This is a genomic window from Geopseudomonas aromaticivorans (assembly GCF_019097855.1).
GTDB classification, from domain to species: Bacteria; Pseudomonadota; Gammaproteobacteria; order Pseudomonadales; family Pseudomonadaceae; genus Geopseudomonas; species Geopseudomonas aromaticivorans.
Genome location: NZ_JAHRGL010000001.1, coordinates 29348 through 52598, shown reverse-complemented (window position 1 = coordinate 52598; position 23251 = coordinate 29348). Strand labels below are relative to the sequence as shown.

The 23251-nt window shown below is 65.7% G+C and carries 17 protein-coding genes and 1 tRNA gene; 10 read left to right on the top strand and 8 right to left on the bottom strand.

Annotated elements, in window-relative coordinates; translation table 11 throughout:
- Window positions 1-141: 141 nt before the first annotated feature.
- From lon to KRX52_RS00215, 4 genes are all read left to right on the top strand, one after another.
- Window positions 142-2538 (top strand): endopeptidase La, encoded by a 2397-nt coding sequence (gene lon, locus KRX52_RS00230; protein WP_217679093.1) that lies wholly within the window; start codon window positions 142-144, stop codon window positions 2536-2538.
- Window positions 2539-2674: 136 nt separating this feature from the next.
- Window positions 2675-2947 (top strand): nucleoid-associated protein HU-beta, encoded by a 273-nt coding sequence (gene hupB, locus KRX52_RS00225; protein ID WP_090215941.1) that lies wholly within the window; start codon window positions 2675-2677, stop codon window positions 2945-2947.
- Between the two features lie 50 nt (window positions 2948-2997).
- A tRNA-Asp gene (locus KRX52_RS00220) sits at window positions 2998-3074 on the top strand.
- A gap of 101 nt (window positions 3075-3175) precedes the next feature.
- Window positions 3176-5050 (top strand): SurA N-terminal domain-containing protein, encoded by a 1875-nt coding sequence (locus KRX52_RS00215; RefSeq protein WP_217679091.1) that lies wholly within the window; start codon window positions 3176-3178, stop codon window positions 5048-5050.
- 188 nt (window positions 5051-5238) lie between these two features.
- Here the strand turns inward: KRX52_RS00215 and fabI are convergent, their stop codons facing one another.
- The 8 genes from fabI to gloB form a co-directional block, all read right to left on the bottom strand.
- Entirely contained in the window at window positions 5239-6033 is a 795-nt protein-coding gene (gene fabI / locus KRX52_RS00210; RefSeq protein ID WP_217679089.1) for an enoyl-ACP reductase FabI, read from the bottom strand.
- 20 nt (window positions 6034-6053) lie between these two features.
- A complete protein-coding gene (locus tag KRX52_RS00205) occupies window positions 6054-7658 on the bottom strand; it encodes an ABC transporter ATP-binding protein (RefSeq protein ID WP_217679087.1) in 1605 nt (534 codons plus the stop codon).
- Between the two features lie 4 nt (window positions 7659-7662).
- The gene (locus KRX52_RS00200; protein ID WP_217679085.1) at window positions 7663-8682 is read right to left on the bottom strand and encodes an ABC transporter permease; all 1020 of its coding nucleotides are present in this window, start codon (window positions 8680-8682) and stop codon (window positions 7663-7665) included.
- Between the two features lie 3 nt (window positions 8683-8685).
- Entirely contained in the window at window positions 8686-9771 is a 1086-nt protein-coding gene (locus KRX52_RS00195; protein ID WP_217679083.1) for a microcin C ABC transporter permease YejB, read from the bottom strand.
- Window positions 9772-11604, bottom strand: a complete 1833-nt coding sequence (locus tag KRX52_RS00190; protein WP_217679081.1) for an extracellular solute-binding protein — start codon at window positions 11602-11604, stop codon at window positions 9772-9774.
- A complete protein-coding gene (locus KRX52_RS00185; RefSeq protein WP_217679079.1) occupies window positions 11601-13430 on the bottom strand; it encodes an extracellular solute-binding protein in 1830 nt (609 codons plus the stop codon). The genes KRX52_RS00190 and KRX52_RS00185 overlap by 4 nt, the downstream gene beginning before the upstream one ends.
- Window positions 13431-13533: 103 nt before the next feature.
- Window positions 13534-15108 (bottom strand): lytic transglycosylase, encoded by a 1575-nt coding sequence (locus tag KRX52_RS00180; protein WP_217679077.1) that lies wholly within the window; start codon window positions 15106-15108, stop codon window positions 13534-13536.
- A gap of 76 nt (window positions 15109-15184) precedes the next feature.
- Window positions 15185-15964, bottom strand: coding sequence for a hydroxyacylglutathione hydrolase (gloB, locus tag KRX52_RS00175; protein ID WP_217679075.1), 780 nt, complete (start codon window positions 15962-15964; stop codon window positions 15185-15187).
- Between the two features lie 77 nt (window positions 15965-16041).
- On the opposite strand from gloB, the gene KRX52_RS00170 reads away from it, so the two are divergent.
- From KRX52_RS00170 to nudC, 6 genes are all read left to right on the top strand, one after another.
- Window positions 16042-16809, top strand: a complete 768-nt coding sequence (locus KRX52_RS00170) for a methyltransferase domain-containing protein (protein ID WP_217679073.1) — start codon at window positions 16042-16044, stop codon at window positions 16807-16809.
- Window positions 16802-17257 (top strand): ribonuclease HI, encoded by a 456-nt coding sequence (gene rnhA / locus KRX52_RS00165; protein ID WP_217679071.1) that lies wholly within the window; start codon window positions 16802-16804, stop codon window positions 17255-17257. The genes KRX52_RS00170 and rnhA overlap by 8 nt, the downstream gene beginning before the upstream one ends.
- A 50-nt stretch (window positions 17258-17307) precedes the next feature.
- A complete protein-coding gene (dnaQ, locus tag KRX52_RS00160; RefSeq protein WP_217679069.1) occupies window positions 17308-18069 on the top strand; it encodes a DNA polymerase III subunit epsilon in 762 nt (253 codons plus the stop codon).
- 80 nt (window positions 18070-18149) lie between these two features.
- Complete coding sequence (locus KRX52_RS00155) at window positions 18150-20411, top strand: Orn/Lys/Arg family decarboxylase (RefSeq protein WP_217679067.1); 2262 nt, start codon at window positions 18150-18152, stop codon at window positions 20409-20411.
- A 259-nt stretch (window positions 20412-20670) separates the two neighbouring features.
- Window positions 20671-22359: a FimL-related protein gene (locus tag KRX52_RS00150; RefSeq protein ID WP_217679065.1), complete on the top strand. Its 1689-nt coding sequence runs from the start codon at window positions 20671-20673 to the stop codon at window positions 22357-22359.
- A complete protein-coding gene (nudC, locus tag KRX52_RS00145; protein ID WP_217679063.1) occupies window positions 22359-23195 on the top strand; it encodes an NAD(+) diphosphatase in 837 nt (278 codons plus the stop codon). The genes KRX52_RS00150 and nudC overlap by 1 nt, the downstream gene beginning before the upstream one ends.
- Window positions 23196-23251 lie beyond the last annotated feature (56 nt).

The window sequence follows — 23251 nt, the reverse complement described above, 5'->3', positions numbered from 1 at the left end:
CGTCCAGAAAAAGGGGCCTACGGGCCCCTTTGTCATTTTCGCGTTACGCGAACGCTTGTTTTTTCCCGACCAGGCCCCCATCTTGAACCCATGTTCAATGCCCGTGTGTCTCCTCCTGGCGGGCTCATCAGAGTTGAAAGCATGAAGACGATCATCGAATTGCCCCTTTTGCCGCTGCGCGATGTGGTGGTCTATCCGCACATGGTCATTCCGCTTTTCGTCGGGCGCGAAAAGTCGATCGAGGCGCTTGAGTCGGCCATGAGCGCGGATAAGCGCATCCTGCTGCTGGCCCAGAAGAATCCGGCAGACGATGATCCGGCGCCGGACGCCCTGTACCAGATGGGGACCGTGGCCAGTGTCCTGCAACTGCTCAAGCTGCCGGACGGTACGGTCAAGGTGCTGGTCGAAGGCAGCCAGCGCGGCGCGGTCGAGCGGTTCATCGATGCCGACACCCATGCGCGTGCCGAGGTGCATCTGGTCGAGGAGGGCAGCCTTGCCGAGCGCGAGTCGGAAGTGTTCGGTCGCAGCCTGCTGAGCCAGTTCGAGCAGTACGTGCAGCTGGGCAAGAAGGTCCCGGCCGAGGTGCTGACCTCGCTGAACGGCATCGATGATCCAGCGCGCCTGGTGGACACCATGGCGGCGCACATGGCCCTGCGCATCGAGCAAAAGCAGGAGATCCTCGAGATCACCGATCTGGTCGCGCGGATTGAGCATGTGCTCGGCCTGCTGGACGCCGAGATCGACCTGCTGCAGGTCGAGAAGCGCATCCGCGGGCGGGTCAAGAAGCAGATGGAGCGCAGTCAGCGCGAGTACTACCTCAACGAGCAGATGAAGGCCATCCAGAAGGAGCTGGGCGAGGGCGAGGAGGGCGGCAGCGAGGTCGACGAGCTGAAGAAGCGTATCGACAACGCCGGCATGACCAAGGAGGCGCTGCAGAAGGCCAACGCCGAGCTGAACAAGCTCAAGCAGATGTCGCCCATGTCGGCCGAGGCCACCGTGGTGCGCTCCTATATTGAGTGGCTGACCAACGTGCCGTGGCAGGCCGAGAGCAAGGTGCGCCTGGATCTCAAGCGTGCCGAAGAGATCCTTGATGCCGACCATTATGGTCTGGAAGAGGTCAAGGAGCGCATCCTTGAGTTCCTCGCCGTGCAGAAGCGGGTGAAGAAGCTCAAGGGGCCGGTGCTCTGTCTGGTTGGCCCGCCGGGGGTGGGCAAGACCTCGCTGGCCGAGTCGATCGCCCGCGCGACCAACCGCAAATACGTGCGCATGGCTCTCGGCGGTGTGCGTGACGAGGCCGAGATTCGCGGTCACCGTCGTACCTACATCGGCTCCATGCCCGGCCGGTTGATCCAGAAGATGACCAAGGTCGGCGTGCGCAACCCGCTGTTCCTGCTCGACGAGATCGACAAGCTGGGCAGCGACATGCGCGGCGATCCGGCGTCGGCACTCCTCGAGGTGCTGGATCCGGAGCAGAACCACAACTTCAACGATCACTACTTGGAAGTCGACTACGACCTCTCCAACGTGATGTTCCTGTGCACCGCCAACTCGATGAACATCCCGGCGCCATTGCTCGATCGCATGGAGGTGATCCGTCTGCCGGGCTACACCGAGGCCGAGAAGGTGCGCATCGCCATCAAGTACCTGGTGCCCAAGCAAGCCGAGGCCAATGGCCTGAAGAAAGGCGAGCTGAGCTTCGAGGAAGAGGCTCTGCGCGACATCATCCGTGTCTACACCCGCGAGGCCGGTGTGCGCAGCCTCGAGCGGCAGATCGCCAAGGTGTGTCGCAAGGTGGTCAAGGAAAATACCAAGGAAAAACGCGTCCAGGTCATGGTGACCAGCGATAGTCTCGAGCATTACCTGGGCGTGAAGAAATTCCGCTACGGCCAGGCCGAGCTGCAGGATCAGGTCGGGCAGGTGACCGGTCTGGCGTGGACGCAGGTGGGCGGTGAACTGCTGACCATCGAGGCTGTGGTGGTGCCCGGCAAGGGGCTGCTGATCAAGACCGGGTCGCTCGGCGACGTCATGGGCGAGTCGATTACCGCAGCCTTGACCGTGGTGCGCAGCCGGGCAAAGAGTCTGGGAATAGCGCCGGACTTCCACGAAAAGCGCGACATTCACATCCATGTGCCGGAAGGCGCCACGCCCAAGGACGGCCCCAGCGCGGGTATCGGGATGTGCACTGCGCTGGTCTCTGCAGTCACCGGGATTCCAGTGCGTGCCGATGTGGCCATGACCGGGGAGATCACGCTGCGCGGCCAGGTGCTGGCTATTGGTGGCCTCAAGGAGAAACTTCTGGCAGCACACCGCGGCGGTATTACCACCGTGATCATTCCCGAGGAAAATGTGCGTGATCTCAAGGAGATTCCGGAAAACATCAAACAGGATCTGCAAATCAAACCGGTGAAGTGGATTGACGAGGTCCTGCAGATTGCGTTGCAATACAAGCCAGAACCCTTGGCTGACGCGGCTCCCGAGCCGGTCGCACAGGATGACAAGTGTGAAGCGGACGCCCAGAAGCGAATCAGCACGCACTAGGTGTGAGGCTTCCTTGACACTCTTTTCAGGCGCTTGATATAAAGCGCCTCTTCATGTGTCGGCTGGCCTCTAAAGACACTTTTATTTGCACCACCAGATCTAGATACGAACTCAACAGGAATCAAGGGGACTTAGAGTGAACAAGTCGGAACTGATCGATGCCATCGCTGCATCTGCTGATATCCCGAAAGCTGTTGCCGGCCGCGCGCTGGATGCCGTGATCGACTCTATCACCGGTGCCCTGAAGGAAGGCGACTCCGTCGTGCTGGTAGGCTTCGGCACCTTCGCGGTGAAAGAGCGTGCTGCCCGTACTGGCCGCAATCCGCAGACCGGCAAGCCGATCGAGATCGAAGCGGCCAAGATTCCGGGCTTCAAGGCCGGTAAAGCCCTCAAGGATGCTGTCAACTAAGCGTCTTTCTGGCTTGCGTCATCCCGGACCGGCGTTGTCGGTCCGGCTGCGGAGCGGTAGTTCAGTCGGTTAGAATACCGGCCTGTCACGCCGGGGGTCGCGGGTTCGAGTCCCGTCCGCTCCGCCACTAAATCGAGAAGGCGCATCCTAGGATGCGCCTTTCTTTTATTCGCCACGCCCTCTGCCGGAATCCTGCCCGGCCGGGGGAGGGCCGTGTTTGGGGGCAGCATGCTGCAAAATATCAGGGACAACTCTCAGGGCTGGATCGCCAAGACCATCGTTGGCGTGATCGTCGTGCTCATGGCGTTGACCGGCTTCGATGCGATCATGAATGCGGCGAACCACAGCAAGGATGCCGCCGAAGTGAATGGCGAAAGCATCAGTACCGACGAGCTGACTCGTGCCGTGGATATGCAGCGCCGCCAGTTGCTCCAGCAGTTGGGCGGGCAGTTCGATCCGGCCATGCTGGACGACAAGCGCCTGCGCGAGGGGGCGCTTAAGGCGCTGATCGAGCGCAAGCTGCTGCTGCAGGGCGCCGCGGATGCCGGTTTCGGCTTCTCCCAGCAGGCCCTCGACCAGCTGATCCTGCTGACCCCCGAGTTCCAGCAGGATGGCAAGTTCAGCGCCGATCGCTTCGATCAGGTCATTCGCCAGATGGGCTACAGCCGCCTGCAGTTCCGCGAGCTGCTGGAGCAGGAAATGCTCATCGGCCAGCTGCGCGCTGGTCTGGCCGGCAGCGGCTTCGTCACCGACCAGGAGCTGCGCGCCTTTGCCGCCCTCGAGCAGCAGACCCGCGACTTCGCCACGCTGGCCATTCAGGCGCGTCCGGAGCAGATTCAGGTCTCCGAAGAAGAGCTCAAGGCGTACTACGAGCAGCACGCTAGCGAGTTCATGACCCCCGAACAGGTGCTGGTCGAGTACATCGAGCTGAAGAAGGATGCCTTCTTCGATCAAGTGAAGGTGTCCAACGAGGACATCCAGGCGCTGTACGAGAAGGAAGTCGCCAACCTCGGTGAGCAGCGCAAGGCCTCGCACATCCTGCTGGAAACCGACGCCAAGCTGAACGACGAACAGGCCAAGGCCAAGCTCGAGGAGCTGCGCAAGCGCATCGAGCAAGGCGAGGACTTCGCCAAGCTGGCCAAGGAGTTCTCCCGCGATCCGGGGTCGGCGGCCAATGGCGGCGACCTCGGCTTCGCCGGCAAGGGCGTCTACGATGCGGCGTTCGAGAACGCGCTGTTTGCCCTCAAGGTTGGCGAGCTGTCTGCCCCGGTGAAAAGCGAGTTCGGCTGGCACCTGATTCGACTCGATCAGGTGCAGGCGCCGCAGGTACCGACCCTGGAAAGCCTCAGGCCACAGCTCGAGCGCGACCTCAAGGCCCAGCAGGTCGAGCAGCGCTTTGTCGAGAAGACCAAGGAACTGGAGGACGCGGCGTTCGAGTCTGCCGATCTGGCCCAGCCGGCCCAGGAACTCGGCCTCGCGGTCAAGCAGGCGGAACCGTTCGGCCGCGAAGGCGGCGCTGGCATTGCGGCCAACCGTCAGGTGGTCCAGGCCGCCTTCAGCCCGGAAGTGCTGACCGAAGGGGCCAACAGCAGTGCGCTGGAGCTGGATCCTGACACCGTAGTAGTCCTGCGCGTCAAGGAGCACCACAAGTCCGAGCAGCAACCACTGGCGCAACTGGCGGACAGCCTGCGCCAACGCATCCGCAAGGAACTGGCGGGCAAGGCTGCCCAGGAGCGTGGCGAAGCGCTGCTGGTCGATCTGCGTGCCGGCAAGACCCCAGTGATCCAGGCCAAGTCGGGCGAATCCTGGCAGGTGATCGAAGCGGCCAAACGCAACCAGGAAAACGTCCAGCCGCAAGTGCTGCAGGCGCTGTTCCGCATGCCCAGGCCGGCAGCCGCCGACAAGCCGGGTTTTGCCGGTCTGGCGCTGGGCAATGGCGACTATCTGGTGATCCGTCTGGATGGCGTGAGTAATGCCGAGGTCCAGCTGTCGGACGAAGAGTTGGCGATGTACCGTCGCTTCCTCACCTCGCGCAGTGGCCAGCAGGACTTCCAGGCGTTCCGCCGCCAACTGGAAACCGAGGCCAAGGTCGAGCGCTTCTGACCGATTCGCCGCGCAAGCCGCTACCGCAACGCCTCCGCAAGGGGGCGTTGTGCTTTCTGACTTAGGCAGACTGCCGTAAGGCAACCACGCTGCGCGAGAGGTGGAAAGGGGGAAGGGAACTACTGAGTGCCGACTGGCGGCGCAAGGCGGGAAACCGACCCGCATGGAGCGGGTCGGTGGGGGACAGCTTACTCGTCCAGCTGGCCCATGGCGGTGGTGTTGAAGCCGCCGTCGACGTACATGATCTCGCCGCTGACGCCCGAGGCCAGGTCGGAGCACAGGAAGGCGGCGGCGTTGCCGACTTCGTCGATGGTCACGTTGCGGCGCAGCGGGGTCTGGCGCTCGTTGGCGGCCAGCATCTTGCGGAAGCTGGCGATGCCGGAGGCGGCCAGGGTGCGGATCGGGCCGGCGGAGACGCAGTTGACGCGGGTGCCTTCCGGGCCGAGGCTGCCGGCCAGGTAACGCACGCCGGCTTCCAGGCTGGCCTTGGCCATACCCATGACGTTGTAGTTGGGCATGGTGCGCTCGGCACCCAGGTAGGACAGGGTCAGCAGGCTGCCGTTGCGGCCCTTCATCATCTCGCGGCCGGCCTTGGCCAGGGCGACGAAGCTGTAGGCGCTGATGTCGTGGGCGATCTTGAATCCTTCGCGGGTGGTGACTTCGGTGAAGTCGCCGTTGAGCTGGTCGCCCGGGGCGAAGCCGACCGAGTGGACGATGCAGTCCAGGCCGTCCCACTTCTTGCCCAGTTCCTCGAACACGCGGACGATGTCGTCATCGTTGGCCACGTCGCAGGGGAAGCACATCTCGGCGCTGGAGCCCCAGCCGGCGGCGAATTCCTCGACGCGGCCCTTGAGCTTGTCGTTCTGGTAGGTGAAGGCCAGTTCCGCACCTTCGCGGTGCATCGCGGCGGCGATGCCGGAGGCGATGGACAGCTTGCTGGCGACGCCGACGATCAGCACGCGCTTGCCGGTCATGAAACCCATTGTGTACTTCCTCTTGCTGGTTAATCGGCAGTGCCCGGCGCCATGAAGGCGGCCTCGAGCAGCTGCTGGGTGTAGGGGTGCTGCGGCGCGTGGAAAATCGCGCGGGCCTCACCCTGTTCGACCACCTTGCCGTGCCGCACCACCATCAACTGGTGGCTCAGGGCCCGGACCACCGCCAGGTCATGGCTGATGAACAGGTAGGTCAGATTGTACTTGTGCTGCAGGCTGCGCAGCAGCTCAACCACCTGGCGCTGCACCGTACGGTCGAGCGCCGAGGTCGGCTCGTCGAGCAGGATCAGCTGCGGCTTGAGCACCAGCGCGCGGGCGATGGCGATGCGTTGGCGCTGGCCGCCGGAAAACTCGTGAGGGTAGCGGTGCCGGCTCGCCGGATCCAGCCCCACTTCAACCAATGCCGCGATGATGGCCTGTTCGCGCTCGGCCGGGGTGCCGATGCCGTGGATCTCCAGCCCCTCGCCGATGATCTGGCCCACCGACATGCGCGGACTCAGGCTGCCGAACGGATCCTGGAACACCACCTGCATCTGCCGGCGCAGCGGACGTACCTGCTGCTGGTCGAGCCCGTCGAGGTTCTGCCCGGCGAAGCGGATCGCCCCTCGGCTGCCGATCAGGCGCAGGATGGCCAGGCCGAGGGTCGACTTGCCCGAGCCGCTCTCGCCGACGATGCCGAGGGTCTGTCCCTGTGGCAGGCTGAAGTTGACCCCGTCGACGGCCTTGACGTGGTCGACCGTGCGGCGCAGCAGGCCCTTGCGGATCGGGAACCACACGCGCAGGTCGTCGACCGCCAGCAGCGGCTTGCCGGGCGGGTTGTCCGCCGGGCCGCCGCTGGGATCGGCACTCAGCAGCTCCTGGGTGTATGGATGCTGCGGTGCGTGGAACAGCTGTGCGCATTCGGCCTGTTCGACGATGCGTCCGCGCTGCATGACACAGACGCGATGGGCGATGCGCCGTACCAGGTTGAGGTCGTGGGTGATCAGCAGCAGGGCCATGCCCAGGCGCGCCTGCAGCTCCTTGAGCAGCTCGAGGATCTTCAGCTGCACGGTGACGTCCAGCGCGGTGGTCGGCTCGTCGGCGATGAGGATCTCCGGCTCGTTGGCCAGGGCCATGGCGATCATCACCCGCTGGCGCTGGCCACCGGACAGCTCGTGCGGGTAGGCCTTTAGGCGCTTGGCCGGCTCGGGGATGCCGACCAGTTCCAGCAGCTCCAGCACCCGGCTCCGCGCCGCGGCACCGCTCAGGCCCTTGTGCAGGGCCAGCACCTCGGCGATCTGCTTCTCCACCGTGTGCAGCGGGTTGAGCGAGGTCATCGGCTCCTGGAACACCATGGCGATGCGGTTGCCGCGGATGCCGCGCAGGCGCCGTTCCGGTAGCTGCAGCAGATCCTCGCCGCCGTAGCGGATGCTGCCGCTCGGATGGCTGCTGCTGCGCGGCAGCAGGCGCAGGATGGAATGCGCGGTCACCGACTTGCCCGAGCCGCTCTCGCCGACCAGCGCCAGGGTCTCGCCGCGGCGGATGTCGAAGCTGACGCCATGCACCACGGTCTGCGGTGCGCCGCCCTGGCTGAAGGCCACCTGCAGGTCGCGGATCTCGATCAGGGATTCGTTCATCGCCTCACTTCCTCGGGTCGAAGGCATCGCGCGCGGCCTCGCCGATGAACACCAGCAGGGTCAGCATCAGCGCCAGCACGGCGAAGGCGCTGATGCCCAGCCATGGCGCCTGCAGGTTGGACTTGCCCTGGGCGACCAGCTCGCCCAGCGACGGCGAGCCGGGCGGCAGGCCGAAACCGAGGAAGTCCAGGGCGGTCAGGGTGCCGATGGCTCCGGTGAGGATGAACGGCATGAAGGTCATGGTCGAAACCATGGCATTGGGCAGGATGTGGCGGTACATGATGGCGCCGTTGCCCATGCCGAGGGCGCGGGCGGCGCGCACGTACTCGAGGTTGCGCCCGCGCAGGAACTCGGCGCGCACCACGTCGACCAGGCTCATCCAGGAGAACAGCAACATGATGCCCAGCAGCCACCAGAAGTTCGGCTCGACGAAGCTGGCGAGAATGATCAGCAGGTAGAGCACCGGCAGGCCCGACCAGATCTCCAGGAAGCGCTGGCCGACCAGGTCGACCCAGCCGCCGTAGAAGCCCTGCAGGGCGCCGGCGGCGACGCCGATGACCGAGCTGAGCAGGGTCAGGGTCAGGGCGAACAGCACCGAGATGCGAAAGCCGTAGATCACCCGTGCCAGCACGTCGCGGCCCTGGTCGTCGGTGCCCAGCCAGTTGTCCGCCGAGGGCGGCGCGGGTGCCGGCACCTTGAGCTCGAAGTTGATGCTCTCGTGGCTGTAGGGAATCGGCGGCCAGAGCATCCAGCCGCCCTTGGCCTCGATCAGCTCGCGCATGTACGGACTCTTGTAGTCGGCCTCCAGCGGGAACTCGCCGCCGAAGGCAGTTTCCGGGTAGCGCTTGAACACCGGCAGGTACCAGGCGCCGTCATGCTTGACCAGCAGCGGCTTGTCGTTGGCGATCAGCTCGGCGCCGAGGCTGAGGACGAACAGGCCGAGGAACAGCCACAGGCTGTACCAGCCGCGCTTGTGCGCCTTGAACAGCGCAAAGCGGCGCTGGTTGATGGGGGAGAGGGCCATGGCTCAGTTCTCCCGGCTTTCAAAGTCGATACGCGGATCGACCAGGGTGTAGGTCAGGTCGCCGATCAGTTTCACGATCAGTCCCAGCAGGGTGAAGATGAACAGGGTGCCAAACACCACCGGATAGTCGCGGTTGATCGCCGACTCGAAGCTCATCAGCCCCAAGCCGTCGAGGGAGAAGATCACCTCGATCAGCAAGGATCCGGTGAAGAAGATGCCAATAAACGCCGAGGGAAAGCCGGCGATGATGATCAGCATGGCGTTGCGGAACACGTGGCCGTAGAGCACGCGTCTTTCCGACAGGCCCTTGGCGCGGGCGGTGGTCACGTACTGTTTGCCGATCTCGTCGAGGAAGCTGTTCTTGGTCAGCAGGGTCAGGGTGGCGAAGTTGCCGATCACCAGCGCGGTCACCGGCAGGGCCAGGTGCCAGAAGTAGTCGGTGAGCTTGCCCCACAGGCTGAGTTCGTCGAAGTTGTTCGAGGTCAGGCCGCGCAGCGGGAACCAGTCGAAGTAGCTGCCGCCGGCGAACACCACGATCAGCAGGATGGCGAACAGGAATGCGGGAATGGCGTAGCCGACGATGATCGCGGTACTGGTCCACACGTCGAAGGCGCTGCCGTGGCGCATGGCCTTGGCGATGCCCAGCGGGATCGACACCAGGTACATGATCAGCGTGCTCCACAGCCCCAGCGAGATGGACACCGGCATCTTCTCGATGATCAGCTCGGTGACCGTGGCGTCGCGGAAGAAGCTCTGCCCGAAGTCGAAGTGCAGGTAGTTCTTGATCATGATCCAGAAGCGCTCGCTGGCCGGCTTGTCGAAGCCGTACATGCGCTCGATCTCCTTGACCAGTTCCGGGTCCAGGCCCTGGGCGCCGCGATAGGTGTTGCCGGCCGCGGCGACCTCGGCACCGCCGCCGGCAATGCGCCCGGTGGCGCCGCCGGCGGCGGCGTCGAAGCCCTCCAGCTTGGCGATCATCTGCTCCACCGGACCGCCGGGGGCGGCCTGGATGATGATGAAGTTGATCAAGAGGATGCCGAACAGGGTCGGCACGATCAGCAGCAGGCGGCGGAAGATGTAGGCCAGCATTCAGCGTGACTCCCCGGCGGCGACTGGCGCGCTCGGCTCGCCCGGCTTGGCCCACCAGGTGTACAGGCCGATGTCGTACAGGGGGGCGACAGCCGGTCGCTCGAAGCGGTTCCAGTGCGCCACCCGCCAGGTCTTGATATGCCAGTTGGGGATCACGTAGAACCCCCATTGCAGCACGCGATCAAGGGCACGGGTGTGGTCGATCAGGCTCTGCCGGCTGTCGGCGTTGATCAGGCCCTCGACCAGGGCATCGATGGCCGGGTCCTTGAGGCCGATGAAGTTGCGGCTGCCCGGGTCGTCAGCGCTGCTGGAGTGCCAGTATTCGCGCTGCTCGTTGCCCGGCGAGCTGGACTGAGCGAAGTTGTTGACGATCAGGTCGAAATCGCGCGAGCGCAGGCGGTTCGTGTACTGCGAGACGTCGACTCGGCGGATCTGCAGTTCGATGCCGAGGCTGGCCAGATTGCGCTTGTACGGCAACAGCACGCGCTCGAAATCGATCTGGGCGAGCATGGCCTCGATGGTCACCGGCTTGCCGCTTGTGTCGACCATGCGGTCCTTCTCGAGGCGCCAGCCGGCCTCCTGCAGCAACTGGAAGGCGCGGCGGCGCTGGTCGCGGAGCACGCCGCTGCCGTCGCTGTGCGGCGGCTGGTATTCCGCGCTGAACACCTGCGGCGGCAGCCGGTTGCGCCACGGCTCGAGCAGCTTCAGCTCGGCGGGCGAGGGCAGCCCGCTGGCGGCCAGTTCGGAGTTCTCGAAGTAGCTGCGGGTGCGTACGTAGGAGCTGTGGAACAGCTGGCGGTTGGTCCATTCGAAGTCGAACAGCAGGCCCAGCGCCTCGCGCACGCGGGCATCCTGGAACTGCGGGCGGCGCAGGTTGAAGACGAAGGCCTGCATGCCGGTGGGATTGTGGTTGACGATCTCCTCCTTGATCAGTCGGCCGTCATGAATGGCCGGGCTGTCATAGGCGGTGGCCCAGTTCTTCGCGCTTTTTTCCACCCAGAAGTCGAACTGCCCGGCCTTGAGGGCTTCGAGGGCCACGATGTTGTCGCGGTAGTAGTCGACCGTCAGGCTGTCGAAGTTGTACTGGCCGCGGTTGACCGGCAGGTCCTTGGCCCACCAGTCTTTGACCCGCTCGTAGCGGATGCTGCGCCCGGCCTGGACCTCGGCGATTCGGTAGGGACCGCTGCCCAGCGGCGGCTCCAGGCTGGTACGGTTGAACTCGCGGCCTGCCCAGGCGTGCTTGGGGAATACCGGCAGCTGACCGACGATCAGCGGCAACTCGCGATTGCCCTTGTGGCGGAATACGAAGCGCACCGTGCGTTCGCCCTCGGCCACCGCCTTCTCCACGTCGGCGTAGTAGGCGCGGTACTGCGGCGCACCGTCCTTCATCAGGGTCTCGAAGGTGAACACCACGTCGGCGGCAGTCACCGGCTTGCCGTCGTGGAAGCGTGCCTGGGGGCGCAGGGTAAAGCGCACCCAGCCATTGTCCGCGGCTTTTTCGATTTTCTCGGCGAGCAGGCCGTACTCGGTGAAGGGTTCGTCCAGGCTACGCCGGGTCAGGGTATCGTAGACTAGGCCGATCTCGTCGGCGGCGACGCCCTTGTTGATGAACGGGTTGAGGCTGTCGAAGCCGCCGTCCCCTGCTTGGCGTAGGGTCCCACCCTTGGGCGCGTCGGGGTTGACGTAGGCGAAATGCTGGAAGTTGGCCGGGTACTTCGGCGGCTCGTCGTACAGGGTCAGGGCATGGCGAGCGGCCGCCGCGGCATTAACCGCCACGCCGAGCAGCAGGACACCGCCGGCGAGCAGGCGGGTGCAGCGCTGGAAGAGGGTCATCGGGAAGCCTCCGGGGTTTTGAGCCACCAGGCGCGCAGGCCGAGGGTGTAGGGCGGCGTGCTGACGTGGTCGAAACGGTTGCGCCAGGCGAGCCGGTGGTGGTCGCTGTACCAGTTGGGAATGCTGTAGTGCTGGGACAGCAGCACTCGATCGAGCGCGCGGGCAGCAGCGACCTGCTGGTCGCGGGTCTGCGCGGCGAGCAGCTTGTCGAGCAGCGCGTCGACCACCGGGTGGTTGATCCCGGCGTAGTTCTTGCTGCCGCGCACCTGGACCTGGCTGGAGTGGAAGTATTGCCACTGCTCGAGGCCGGGGCTCAGCGTCTGCGGCAGGGTCATCAGCACCATGTCGTAGTCGAAGCCGTCGATGCGCTGCTTGTACTGGGCGCGATCGACGGTGCGCAGGCTGGCCTCGACGCCGATGCGCGCGAGGTTGTCGCGGTACGGCTGGAGGATGCGCTCCAGGCTCGGGTTGACCAGCAGGATCTCGAAGCGCAGCGGCTGGCCGCGACTGTCGAGCAGGCGACCGCCGGAGGATTTCCAGCCGGCCTGGGTCAGCAGGTCGAGGGCGCGACGCAGCGTCTCGCGCGGCAGGCCGCTGCCGTCAGTCTGTGGGATCTGCGGCGCGGCGCTGAACAGTTCGGTCGGCAGCCGCTCGCGGAACGGTGAGAGCAGCAGCCATTCCTCGCCCTGCGGGATGCCGCGGGCGGAGAACTCGCTGTTGGGGTAGTAGCTGGTCGCCCGGCTGTAGGCGTTGTTGAACAGCGTGCGGTTGCTCCACTCGAAATCGAACAGCAGGCCCATGGCCTCGCGTACCCGGGCGTCGGCGAAATGGGCGCGGCGGGTGTTCATGAACAGCGCCTGGGTCTGCGTCGGGATCTGGTGGGGGATCTCCGCCTTGACGATATCGCCGCGCGCCACCGCGGGGATGTCGTAGCCGTTGGCCCAGTTCTTCGCCTGGTTCTCGATGTAGAAGTCGAATTCGCCGGCCTTGAAGGCCTCGAAGGCGACATGGTTGTCGCGGTAGAACTCCACCTCGACACGGTCGAAGTTGTACTTGCCGCGGTTGACCGGCAGGTCCTTGCCCCACCAGTCCTTCACCCGCTCGAACACCACGCGCCGGCCAGGTACCACCTGGGCGATGCGGTAGGGGCCGCTGCCCAGCGGCGGCTCGTAGCTGGTGGCCTTGAAGTCGCGCTTGCTCCAGTAGTGCTGCGGCAGCACCGGCAGCTCGCCGAGGCGCAGAATCAGCAGCGGATTGCCGCTGCGCTTGAACACGAAGCGCACCCGGTGGCGGTTGAGGATGTCGACCCGCTGGACTTCCTGGAGGGCGGTGCGGTATTGCGGATGGCCGTCGCGGCTGAGCAGGCGGTAGGAGAAGGCCACGTCGTAGGCGGTGATCGGCTTGTCGTCGTGGAAGCGTGCCTCGGGGCGCAGGTTGAACACCACCCAGCTGCGGTCCTTGCTGTATTCCACCGAGGAGGCGATCAGGCCGTAGCTGGAGGTTGGCTCGTCACCCGACGGATCATAGGCGCCAGTGCCAGCCATCAGCGGGGCATTCAGCTCGGAGACGCCGTACTGCAGGAAGTTGCCGGTGCTTGCCGGGCTGGTGCCCTTGAGGGTGTACGGATTGAGGGTGTCGAAGGTGCCGGAGGCCATCAGACGTACCGTGCCGCCCTTGGGTGCGTCCGGATTGACCCAGTCGAAATGGCTGAAGTTGGCCGGGTACTTGAGCGAGCCGAACTGGGCGTAGCCGTGCCGTTCAGTGACGGCAGCACTGGCCGGCAGACAGGCCGCCAGACCGAGCAGCAGGGCGAGGAGACGACTCATCAGGCGAGGGTCCGGTCCGTGGCAATCTTGTAGGTTGAGAAAGCTACAGTAACAGCTTGTATCGGCTGGAAAAAGAGTGGGCCAGGGAGGACCGGCCGCTGGCTCAGCGCCGCCCGAGGTAGAGGGTCAGGGTCTGCCCGGGCTTGGGGGTGTGGCCGAGGGAGGGGTTCCACTGTTTCAGGTGATGGGTGCCGACCGCGAAGCGCTCGGCGATGTCGGACAGCGAGTCGCCATGGCGCACCTTGTAGTAGGTCACCGACTGGCGCGAGTCGCCCCCGGTCTTGACGGTCGCAGCTGGGCGGGGGCTGTCTTCGCGCAGGGTCAGCACCTGTCCAGCGTGGATGGATTTGCCCTTGAGCTTGCTCCAGCGCTGCAGATCGGCCACCGCGACGTTGTGCTGCTTGGCCACGCTCCACAGCGTATCGCCCTTGCGCACCCGGTAGCGGCGCAGTGCCGGTTTGGCCGTCTCGCTGCTGGCGGCTACCGCCGGCTCGCTGCGCTCTTCCTGCATGGGGGTGCCGGGCACCTGCGGAATCAGCAGCGCCTGCCCAGTGCGTACCCGCCTGTCGGGCAGCTGGTTGAGGTCGCGCAGGGTGCTGGTGGCGACGCCATGGCGCTTGGCGATGCTGTCCAGGCTGTCGCCGCGGCGCACCTGATAGCGCTGCCACTGCATCAGGCTGTCTGGCTGCAGGCGGGCGAGGCTTTCGCTCAGTCCGTCGGCCTTGGCCACCGGCACCAGCAAGTGGCGTGGACCATCGAGGGTGATGCCCTGCTTGAAGGCCGGATTGAGCTGGAGCAGCTCGTCCTTGTCGACATCCGCCATGGCGGCGACCCGCGTCAGGTCGAGCTGGTGGCGGATGGCAACCTGCTCGAAGTAGGGCGCGTTGGCGATGGGAGCGAGCGCCACCCCGTAGCTGGTCGGGGTCTGGATGATCTGTGACACGGCCAGCAGCTTGGGCACGTAGTCCTGGGTTTCCCGCGGCAGCGGCAGGTTCCAGTAGTCGGTCGGCAGGTTGCGCTGCTGATTGCGCTCGATGGCGCGGCTGACCGTGCCTTCGCCGGCATTGTAGGCGGCCAGGGCGAGCAGCCAGTCGCCGTTGAACATGTCGTGCAGGCGCTTGAGGTAGCTGATCGCGGCGTTGGTCGAGGCCGTGATGTCGCGGCGGCCGTCGTACCAGTTGGTCTGGCGCAGGTTGTAGTGGCGGCCGGTGGAGGGGATGAATTGCCAGAGGCCGGCGGCGTGGGCCGGCGAGTAGGCCATGGGGTTGTAGGAGCTCTCGATCATCGGCAGCAGCGCCAGCTCCAGCGGCATGTCGTTCTCTTCCAGACGCTCGACGATGTAGTGGATGTAGGGGCTGCTGCGCTCGGCGGTGCGCTGGATCGACGCCGGGTGGCTGGCGAAGCCGAAGCGCTGGCGCTCGACGCGCGGGTTGGTGCCGATCTGGTCCTGCAGCTTGTAGCCTGCGCGGATGCGCTCCCAGATGTCGCCGTGCTGCTCTTCCTGGGGGGCTGGCGTCTTGCTCCACTCGATCTGCCGGCCGGCACTGACGCTGCTCGCGGGCTCGGCACCGCCGCGGCTCTGGCAGCCGGCCAGGACCACCAGCAAGCCCACCAGCAACAACTGGAGGGCCCGGAAAGCGGCGGTTTGAGCGGAGCTCGGGGGCGTTGGCGGTGACATCGGCTGGCGATTTTCCGGGTAAAAAGTCGGGGGATTCTAGAAACCGCCCCGGAAGTGGTCAAGTTTTCACCAGTTACTAAAAATTATCCTTCCAGCCGCGCAGCTCGGCAAAAACGGCACTGGGGGAGTCCAGGGGATGCCCGGCCCGCTGTTCGCCTTGCTGGCGCACGGCGGCTTCGTCGACCCGCAGGAAGGGGTTGGTCGCCCGCTCGATGGCCAGTGTCGAGGGCAGGGTGGGCAGGCCCTGCTCGCGCAGGCTGGCGGCTTCGGCGGCGCGTTGGTGCAGGGCCGGATTGTCGGGTTCCACCGCCAGGGCGAAGCGCAAGTTGCTCAAGGTGTACTCGTGGGTGCAGTACACGCGGGTCTGTGCCGGCAGAGCGGCCAGACGTTGCAGGGATGCGTGCATTTGCGTGGCGGTGCCTTCGAACAGGCGGCCGCAGCCTGCGGAGAACAGCGTGTCGCCGCAGAACAGCAGCGGCTGCTCGTCGTCGCCACCGAACAGGGCGATGTGCCCGGCGGTGTGTCCGGGCACGTGCAGCACCTGCCAGTCGCGGTCGAGGAGGCGGAAGTGCTGGTTGTCCTCAAGGGCGACATCGCGGCCGGGAATCGCCTCCAGTGCCGGGCCGAGTACCCGCGCGCCGGTGTGCTCCTTGAGCGCGAGGATGCCGCCGGTATGGTCGTGGTGGTGATGGGTGACCAGGATGTCGGTCAATTGCCAGTCCGCATGGCTCGCCAGCCAGGCCAGTACCGGCGCGCTGTCGCCGGGGTCGACCACGGCACAGCGCCGCTGTGCGGCATCCTGTAACAGCCAGATATAGTTGTCGCTGAAGGCGGGCAGGGCGGTGATCTGTATCATCGGTGGGCGTGCCATTATGCTGAGTCGATCCGGCATCTTAGGTCGGCAGGCGCATCTGGCGCCAGACGGGAGGAGTCATGAACGAGCAGTCGTGCGGCAACGCCGCCAGCGACTGGCTGGCCCTGCAGCGCGAAGCCCACAACTGGTTCGCCGGACCGCTTGGCCGCCTGCTGCTGGACAGTCAGCAGACCCTGCTGGAGCAGCAGCTGGGCAGCCATTTCGGCAGCTTTCTGCTGCACTACGGTTTCCCTGGCGGTGATTTGCCGGCGCAACGCCAGATCACCCACTACGTCCGCCTCGGTCCACCGCTGCCGGGGGTCGAGATCGTCTGCGAGGAGTGGGCCTGGCCGGTACTCGAGCATGCCGCGGATCTGGTCGTGCTGCAGAATGCCCTGGATTTCTCCGCCTCGCCGCACCAGTTGCTGCGCGAGGCGGCGCGTTGCGTGCGCCCGGGCGGGCATCTGCTGATCGTCGGAATTCATCCCTGGAGCCTGTGGGGGGCGCGGCATCTGCTGGCCAGCGATGCCCTGGCGCAGGCGCGTTGTATCTCGCCGGCCCGGCTGGCGGACTGGTTGCACCTGCTCGGCTTTGCGCTGGAGAAACGCCGGTTCGGATGCTATTGTCCGCCGCTTTCCTCGCAGCGCTGGCAGGCGCGGCTGGGTGCCCTCGCACCGTGGGCCGAGCGCCTGCAGCTACCCGGCGGCGGCTTCTACCTGCTGGCGGCGCGCAAGCTGGTCGCCGGCCTGCGCCCGCTGCCGCAGCCCCGCCGTGCCGCCGTCGCGCTGCTGCGTCCGGTTCCCGTGGCCAAGGTCGGCCGTCATCCAGGCAAGAAGAGTCATGACTGACAGCGTCGAGATCTATACCGATGGCGCCTGCAAGGGCAATCCCGGCCCCGGTGGCTGGGGGGCCTTGCTCATCTACAAAGGCGTCGAACGCGAGCTGTGGGGGGGCGAGTCGCCCACCACCAACAACCGCATGGAGCTGACCGCGGCCATCCGTGCCCTGGAAACCCTCAACCGGCATTGCCGGGTGCAGCTGACCACCGACTCCGAATATGTCATGAAGGGCATCAAGGAGTGGCTGCCGAACTGGAAGAAGCGCGGCTGGAAGACTGCCGCGCGCCAGCCGGTGAAGAACGCCGACCTGTGGCAGGCGCTGGACGAGCAGGTCAATCGTCACGAGGTGCACTGGCACTGGGTGCGCGGGCACAATGGCCATCCTGGCAACGAGCGTGCCGACCAGTTGGCCAATCGCGGCGTCGGCGAGGTCAATGGTTCCCGCCAGTCCGTGTGAGCGCTGTCGCGTCCTTCCCTACCGATCCACTTTCGAACAGGTCATCTCCCATGCGCTACGTCGTTCTCGACACCGAGACCACCGGCCTTGAGGCCCGCGAAGGGCACCGCATCATCGAGATCGGTTGCGTCGAGGTGATCGGCCGGCGGCTGACCGGGCGGCATTTCCATGTCTACATCAATCCCGAGCGCGAGGTCGACGAGGGGGCGCTGGCGGTCCACGGCATCAGCAACGAGTTCCTCGCCGACAAGCCGCTCTTTCGCGACGTGGTCGAGGAGTTCTTCGAGTTCATCAAGGGCGCCGAGCTGATCATCCACAACGCGGCGTTCGACATCGGCTTCATCAATCACGAGTTCGCCCGCCTGAAGGACCGGCCGCAGCTGGGTGAGGTGCTCGACCATTGCAGCGTGCTCGACACCCTGCTGATGGCGCGCGAGCGTCATCCCGGCCAGCGCAACAGTCTCGATGCCCTGTGCAAGCGCTATGGCGTCGACAACTCGGGGCGCGAGTTGCACGGCGCACTGCTCGACGCCGAGATTCTCGCCGACGTCTACCTGGCGATGACCGGCGGCCAGACCAGCCTGTCGCTGGCCGGGCAGAATGGCGAAGGCGAAGGTGGCAACGGGCCGCAGGTTGCGGAGATTCGCCGTCTGCCGGCCGATCGGCCGCTGACCCGGGTGATCCGCGCCAGCGAAGCGGAGCTGGCGCTGCACGCCGCGCGTCTGGCCGCGGTAGCCAAGGCCGCCGGCGGGCCGGCGCTCTGGCAACAGCTGGAGCAGGCCGCCGAGGACGCAGCGCCGACCCTGCATTGACGGCAGGTTTCGCCCGGCAGGCGCAGCTACTACCCTGAAGGTGTCGACAGGTGGAACCTGTCTGTTTCGGGGGCTGGAGCATGTACAAGGATCTGCGCTTTCCGGTACTCATCGTCCACCGCGACATCAAGGCCGACAGCGTGGCCGGTGAGCGGGTGCGCGGCATCATCCATGAACTGGAGCAGGACGGCTTTACCATCCTGTCGACGGCCAGCTCCCGCGAAGGGCGCATCGTCGCTTCCTCGCAGCACGGGCTGGCCTGCATCCTGGTCGCCGCCGAAGGCGCGGGCGACAATCCCCGGCTGCTGCAGGATGTGGTTGAACTGATCCGTGCGGCGCGGGTGCGCGCGCCGCAGCTGCCGATCTTCGCCCTCGGCGAGCAGATCACCATCGAGAACGCGCCGCCGGAGGCGATGGCCGAGCTCAACCAGCTGCGCGGCATCCTTTACCTGTTCGAGGACACCGTGCCGTTTCTCGCTCGCCAGGTGGCGCGCGCGGCGCACAACTACCTGGACGGCTTGCTGCCACCGTTCTTCCGGGCGCTGGTTCAGCACACCGCCGAGTCCAACTACTCTTGGCATACGCCGGGCCACGGTGGCGGCGTGGCCCATCGCAAGAGTCCGGTGGGACAGGCCTTCCACCAGTTCTTCGGCGAGAACACCCTGCGTTCCGATCTGTCGGTGTCGGTGCCGGAGCTGGGCTCGCTGCTCGATCACACCGGTCCGCTGGCCGAGGCCGAGCGCCGCGCCGCGCGCAATTTCGGCGCCGACCACACCTTCTTCGTGATCAACGGCACCTCGACGGCGAACAAGATCGTCTGGCAGGCGATGGTCGGTCGCGACGACCTGGTGCTGGTCGATCGCAACTGCCACAAGTCGGTGGTGCATGCGCTGATCATCACCGGCGCCATCCCGCTGTACCTCAATCCGGCGCGCAACGAACTGGGTATCATCGGGCCGATTCCCCTCGAGGAGTTCAGTCGCGAGTCGATCGCCGCGAAGATCGCCGCCTGCCCGCTGGCGGCGGGGTGCGAGGCGAAGGTAAAGCTGGCGGTGGTGACCAACTCGACATACGACGGCCTTTGCTACAACGCCGAGCTGATCAAGCGGGCTCTGGGCGACAGCGTCGAGGTGCTGCACTTCGACGAGGCCTGGTATGCCTACGCCGCCTTCCACGAGTTTTACGCCGGGCGCTACGCCATGGGCACCTCGCGCGAGGATGGCGGGCGCGAGCCGCTGGTGTTCAGCACGCACTCCACCCACAAGTTGCTGGCCGCCTTCAGTCAGGCCTCGATGATCCATGTGCAGGATGGCGGCCAGCGCCAGCTGGACGTGGCGCGCTTCAACGAAGCGTTCATGATGCACACCTCGACCTCGCCGCAGTACGGCATCCTCGCCTCGCTGGATGTGGCCTCGGCGATGATGGAAGGTGCCGCCGGGCGCTCGCTGATCCAGGAAACCTTCGACGAGGCGCTGGCCTTCCGTCGGGCCATGGCCAACCTGCGGCGCAACCTGCCGGCACAGGACTGGTGGTTCGACATCTGGCAGCCGGAGAGGGGTGAGGCGGCGCTGCAGGTGCAGACCAGTGACTGGCTGCTGGCGCCGCAGGCGCCCTGGCACGGATTCGGCGAGGTAGCCGAGGATTACGTGTTGCTCGATCCGGTCAAGGTCACCCTGGTCATGCCCGGACTATTCGCCGACGGCCGGTTGGACGGGGAGGGTATTCCCGCGGCGGTAGTCGGCAAGTTCCTCTGGGAGCGTGGGGTGGTGGTGGAGAAGACCGGGCTGTACTCGCTGCTGGTGCTGTTCTCCCTGAGCATCACCAAGGGCAAGTGGAGCACGCTGCTCACCGAGTTGCTGGAGTTCAAGCGCCTCTACGACGGCAATGCGCCGCTGAGCGAGGCGCTGCCCTCGATTGCCCGGGCCGAGCCTGCGCGCTATGCCGGCATGGGCTTGCGCGACCTGTGCCAGCAACTGCACGCCTGCTACCGTGACAACGCGGTGCCGCTGGCCTTGCGACGGATGTATACCCGTCTGCCGGAGGCGGTGCTGAAGCCGGCCGACGCCTACGATCAGCTGGTGCGCGGTGCGGTCGAGGCGGTGCCGCTGGATGCCCTGGAGGGGCGCATCGCGGCGGTGATGCTGGTGCCCTATCCTCCGGGCATCCCGCTGATCATGCCAGGCGAGCGGTTCACCGAGGACTGCCGGCCGCTGATCGACTACCTGATATTCACCGGTCGCTTCGAGCGACAGTTTCCCGGCTTTGCTGCCGATGTGCATGGCTTGCAGCGTCGCGGCGGAGCGCAGGGCAAAGGGCATACGGTGGATTGCCTTCGCAGCTAAGGGGCGGTGGCCGTGACTTGGGTCACTATGGTCGATTCGACTTTTAAGGGATGCTTGATATAGTGCAGCGATTAAAAGAAGGGCAGCACCATCAGCTGCACTCAGTCGAACAACCGCCAGGAGCCTAAACTATGTCGCGATGGATCGAGACGGGCATGCCTGGCATGGGCAGGGAAGGAAGTTGCCAGCATGGTGATGAACAGGCTTGGGGTGTTATCAGACTGATGGATTCCTATCGCGTGGGAGGCGCACAAGGCGCATGGTAAGTGGAGCCACGTCCCTGGGGCTGGTGCGCAGCGAGCTGTTCGCCACCATCGAGCAGGCGGAACAGAGTCTCGAGCAGTTCATCGCCGAGCGGCACAACGTCAGCCTGCTGCAACAGGCGGTCGAGTACCTGCAGCAGATTCGCGGCATTCTCAAACTGATCGAACTGGTCGGTGCAGAACTCCTGGCGCAGGAGGTTCTCCTGCTGGCCACCGATATCCCGGCTGGTGCGGGCCAGGAGCGCGACGGTCAGTTGTCTGCGCTGGGCAAGGCGCTGTTCGTACTGCGCCGCTACCTCGAGGGGCTGGACAATCATCGCCAGGAAATCCCCGAATTGCTGCTGCCGATGATCAACGAGCTGCGCCAGTCCACCGGGCAGCCGAATCTGCCGGAAAGCTATTTCTTCAGCATCCGCCTGGATCAGCCGCGCCCGGCGCGGCGCAATGTGGAGATCCAGCCCGGCGTGGCCAACCGCGACGGTACCCGACTGCGCCAGATGTACCAGCTGGGCCTGATGAACGTATTGCGCGAGCAGAATCTGGGCGCGGCGCTGAAGCTGATGTCGCGCGCGCTGAGCCGTCTGGATGATCTGCTGGGTGCCCGCGAGCGTTCGCGGTTGTGCTGGATCGGTGCTGCGGCGCTGGAGGCCATGGCCGAGGCGCAGCTGCGCCCGACCAAGACGCGCAAGCAGCTGCTGGCGCGTATCGACCGCGATCTGCGCCAGCTGTTGTCCAATCCGCAGTTCGAGGCGCCGCGCAGCCTGCTCAAGGAGTTGTTGTATCTGGTGGCGCTGGCCGGCACCCAGGGCGAGCGCGCCAGCGAGATGCGCCGCGTGTTCGGGCTGGCGTCGCTGCCGTTTACCGACCACCTGCTGGACGAGGAGTCCAGGCGCCTGAGCGGCCCCGGTCAGGAGGTCATGCGCTCGCTGTCGCTGGCGATCCGCGAGGAGCTGGTGGCGGTCAAGGATATCCTCGACCTGATCGAGCGTGGTGCGGCGCAGGTGGAGAGCAAGGTCGAGCTGCATGCGCAGATCGGCAAGCTGGCCAAGACGCTCGGCATGATTGGCCTGAGTTCGGCGGCCAACGCCCTGCAGGCGCAGGTGGCGACGGTCGGTTCCTGGATCGAGCGCAGCGACAATCCGGCGGCTGCCGAGCTGCTGCGTCTGGCCGATGCCCTGCTCTATGTGGAAAGCATGGTGGCGACCCTGGATCAGGGCGATCAGCGCCAGCGCCAGGTGAGCGCGGCGCAGGCGAACGGGCAGGGCGATGGCGAGTCGTTCGCCACTCACCAGCTGTTCGAGGCGCATGTCGTGGTCATGGACGAGGCCCAGGCCGGCTTGGCCCTGGCCAAGCGAGCCATCACCGCCTACCTGGAGTCCAATGGCGACAAGCTCAACTTGGCCAACGTGCCGACCAGTCTGCAGGCGGTGCGTGGTGGCCTGTGGTTCCTCGGTCTGGCGCGCGCCGCCGAGCTGGTGGGGGCGTGTGCCGACTACATCCAGAAGCACATGATCGAAATCACCCAGATGCCGTCCGAGCAGATGCTGGAAACCCTGGCCGATGCGCTGACCAGTCTGGAGTTCTTCCTCGAGGGCGGCGCCAACCTGCGACCTGAAGGTCAGCAGGATGTGCTCGATCTCGCGGCGGACAGCGTCCGCGCACTGGGTATGCAGGTCGCCGCCTGATGGGCAGCGACCTCTGGCAGCCGGCGGTCATCGACCCCGCGCAGGCCGGAGGTTGGGCCGTGGCGCATTGCCGCCAGCGCTTTCTGTGCGACAGCAATGGCGTGCTGTTTCCGCGTGAGTGGCTGAAAGCCCGCTTGCCGGCTGCCCTGGCCGAGCACGGTATCGGCCATTTCCAGGGACGTCCGGTGTTCGTCCTGGAGTTGACGGAGCCTGTCGACGGCCTGCTGCCCGGCGGCCAGTGGAAGGGGCTGCGCCAGTTCCTGCTCGAGGGCGATTCTACCTATCGCATGCTGGGCTACGCCGCGCAGATCGGCACCTGGGCCCGGCAGCATCGTTTCTGCGGCAGTTGCGGCGGGCCGTTGCAGCCGCTGCCCGGCGAGCGGGCGATGTGCTGCTCGGCCTGCGAGCTGCATCTGTATCCCCGGCTGTCGCCGAGCATCATCGTGTTGATCAGTCGCGGCGAGGAGCTCCTGCTGGCCCGTTCGTCGCGCTTTGCCGCCGGCTTCTACAGCACATTGGCCGGCTTCGTCGAGCCGGGGGAATCGATCGAGGAATGCGTGCGCCGCGAGGTGCGCGAAGAGGTGGCGCTGGAGGTCGACAACCTGCGCTACATTGCCAGCCAGAACTGGCCGTTTCCCCATTCGCTGATGTTGGGCTTCCATGCCGATTACGCCGGCGGCGAGATCGTCCCCCAGCCGGAGGAAATCGAGGATGCGCGCTGGTTCCTAGTCGACGATCTGCCGCAGTTGCCGCCACACGGCACCATTTCCCGCTACCTGATCGAACTGTACCTGGCGCGTCGTTTAGGCGCGGCCGAGCCGCTGCTGCCAGGCTAGCGCTCGGCCAGTTACCCGCTTCATCCAGCTCTCCATCCTTGCCATTGGCGTTCTTG

Coding starts and splice junctions, on each gene's coding strand:
- KRX52_RS00150 (WP_217679065.1), top strand. CDS start 20,671: ATGGTAAGTGGAGCCACGTCCCTGGGGCTGGTGCGCAGCGAGCTGTTC.
- rnhA (WP_217679071.1), top strand. CDS start 16,802: ATGACTGACAGCGTCGAGATCTATACCGATGGCGCCTGCAAGGGCAAT.
- fabI (WP_217679089.1), bottom strand. CDS start 6,033: ATGGGTTTCATGACCGGCAAGCGCGTGCTGATCGTCGGCGTCGCCAGC.
- KRX52_RS00195 (WP_217679083.1), bottom strand. CDS start 9,771: ATGCTGGCCTACATCTTCCGCCGCCTGCTGCTGATCGTGCCGACCCTG.
- KRX52_RS00205 (WP_217679087.1), bottom strand. CDS start 7,658: ATGAACGAATCCCTGATCGAGATCCGCGACCTGCAGGTGGCCTTCAGC.
- gloB (WP_217679075.1), bottom strand. CDS start 15,964: ATGATACAGATCACCGCCCTGCCCGCCTTCAGCGACAACTATATCTGG.
- KRX52_RS00180 (WP_217679077.1), bottom strand. CDS start 15,108: ATGTCACCGCCAACGCCCCCGAGCTCCGCTCAAACCGCCGCTTTCCGG.
- KRX52_RS00190 (WP_217679081.1), bottom strand. CDS start 11,604: ATGACCCTCTTCCAGCGCTGCACCCGCCTGCTCGCCGGCGGTGTCCTG.
- KRX52_RS00170 (WP_217679073.1), top strand. CDS start 16,042: ATGAACGAGCAGTCGTGCGGCAACGCCGCCAGCGACTGGCTGGCCCTG.
- lon (WP_217679093.1), top strand. CDS start 142: ATGAAGACGATCATCGAATTGCCCCTTTTGCCGCTGCGCGATGTGGTG.
- KRX52_RS00185 (WP_217679079.1), bottom strand. CDS start 13,430: ATGAGTCGTCTCCTCGCCCTGCTGCTCGGTCTGGCGGCCTGTCTGCCG.
- KRX52_RS00155 (WP_217679067.1), top strand. CDS start 18,150: ATGTACAAGGATCTGCGCTTTCCGGTACTCATCGTCCACCGCGACATC.
- dnaQ (WP_217679069.1), top strand. CDS start 17,308: ATGCGCTACGTCGTTCTCGACACCGAGACCACCGGCCTTGAGGCCCGC.
- KRX52_RS00215 (WP_217679091.1), top strand. CDS start 3,176: ATGCTGCAAAATATCAGGGACAACTCTCAGGGCTGGATCGCCAAGACC.
- nudC (WP_217679063.1), top strand. CDS start 22,359: ATGGGCAGCGACCTCTGGCAGCCGGCGGTCATCGACCCCGCGCAGGCC.
- KRX52_RS00200 (WP_217679085.1), bottom strand. CDS start 8,682: ATGGCCCTCTCCCCCATCAACCAGCGCCGCTTTGCGCTGTTCAAGGCG.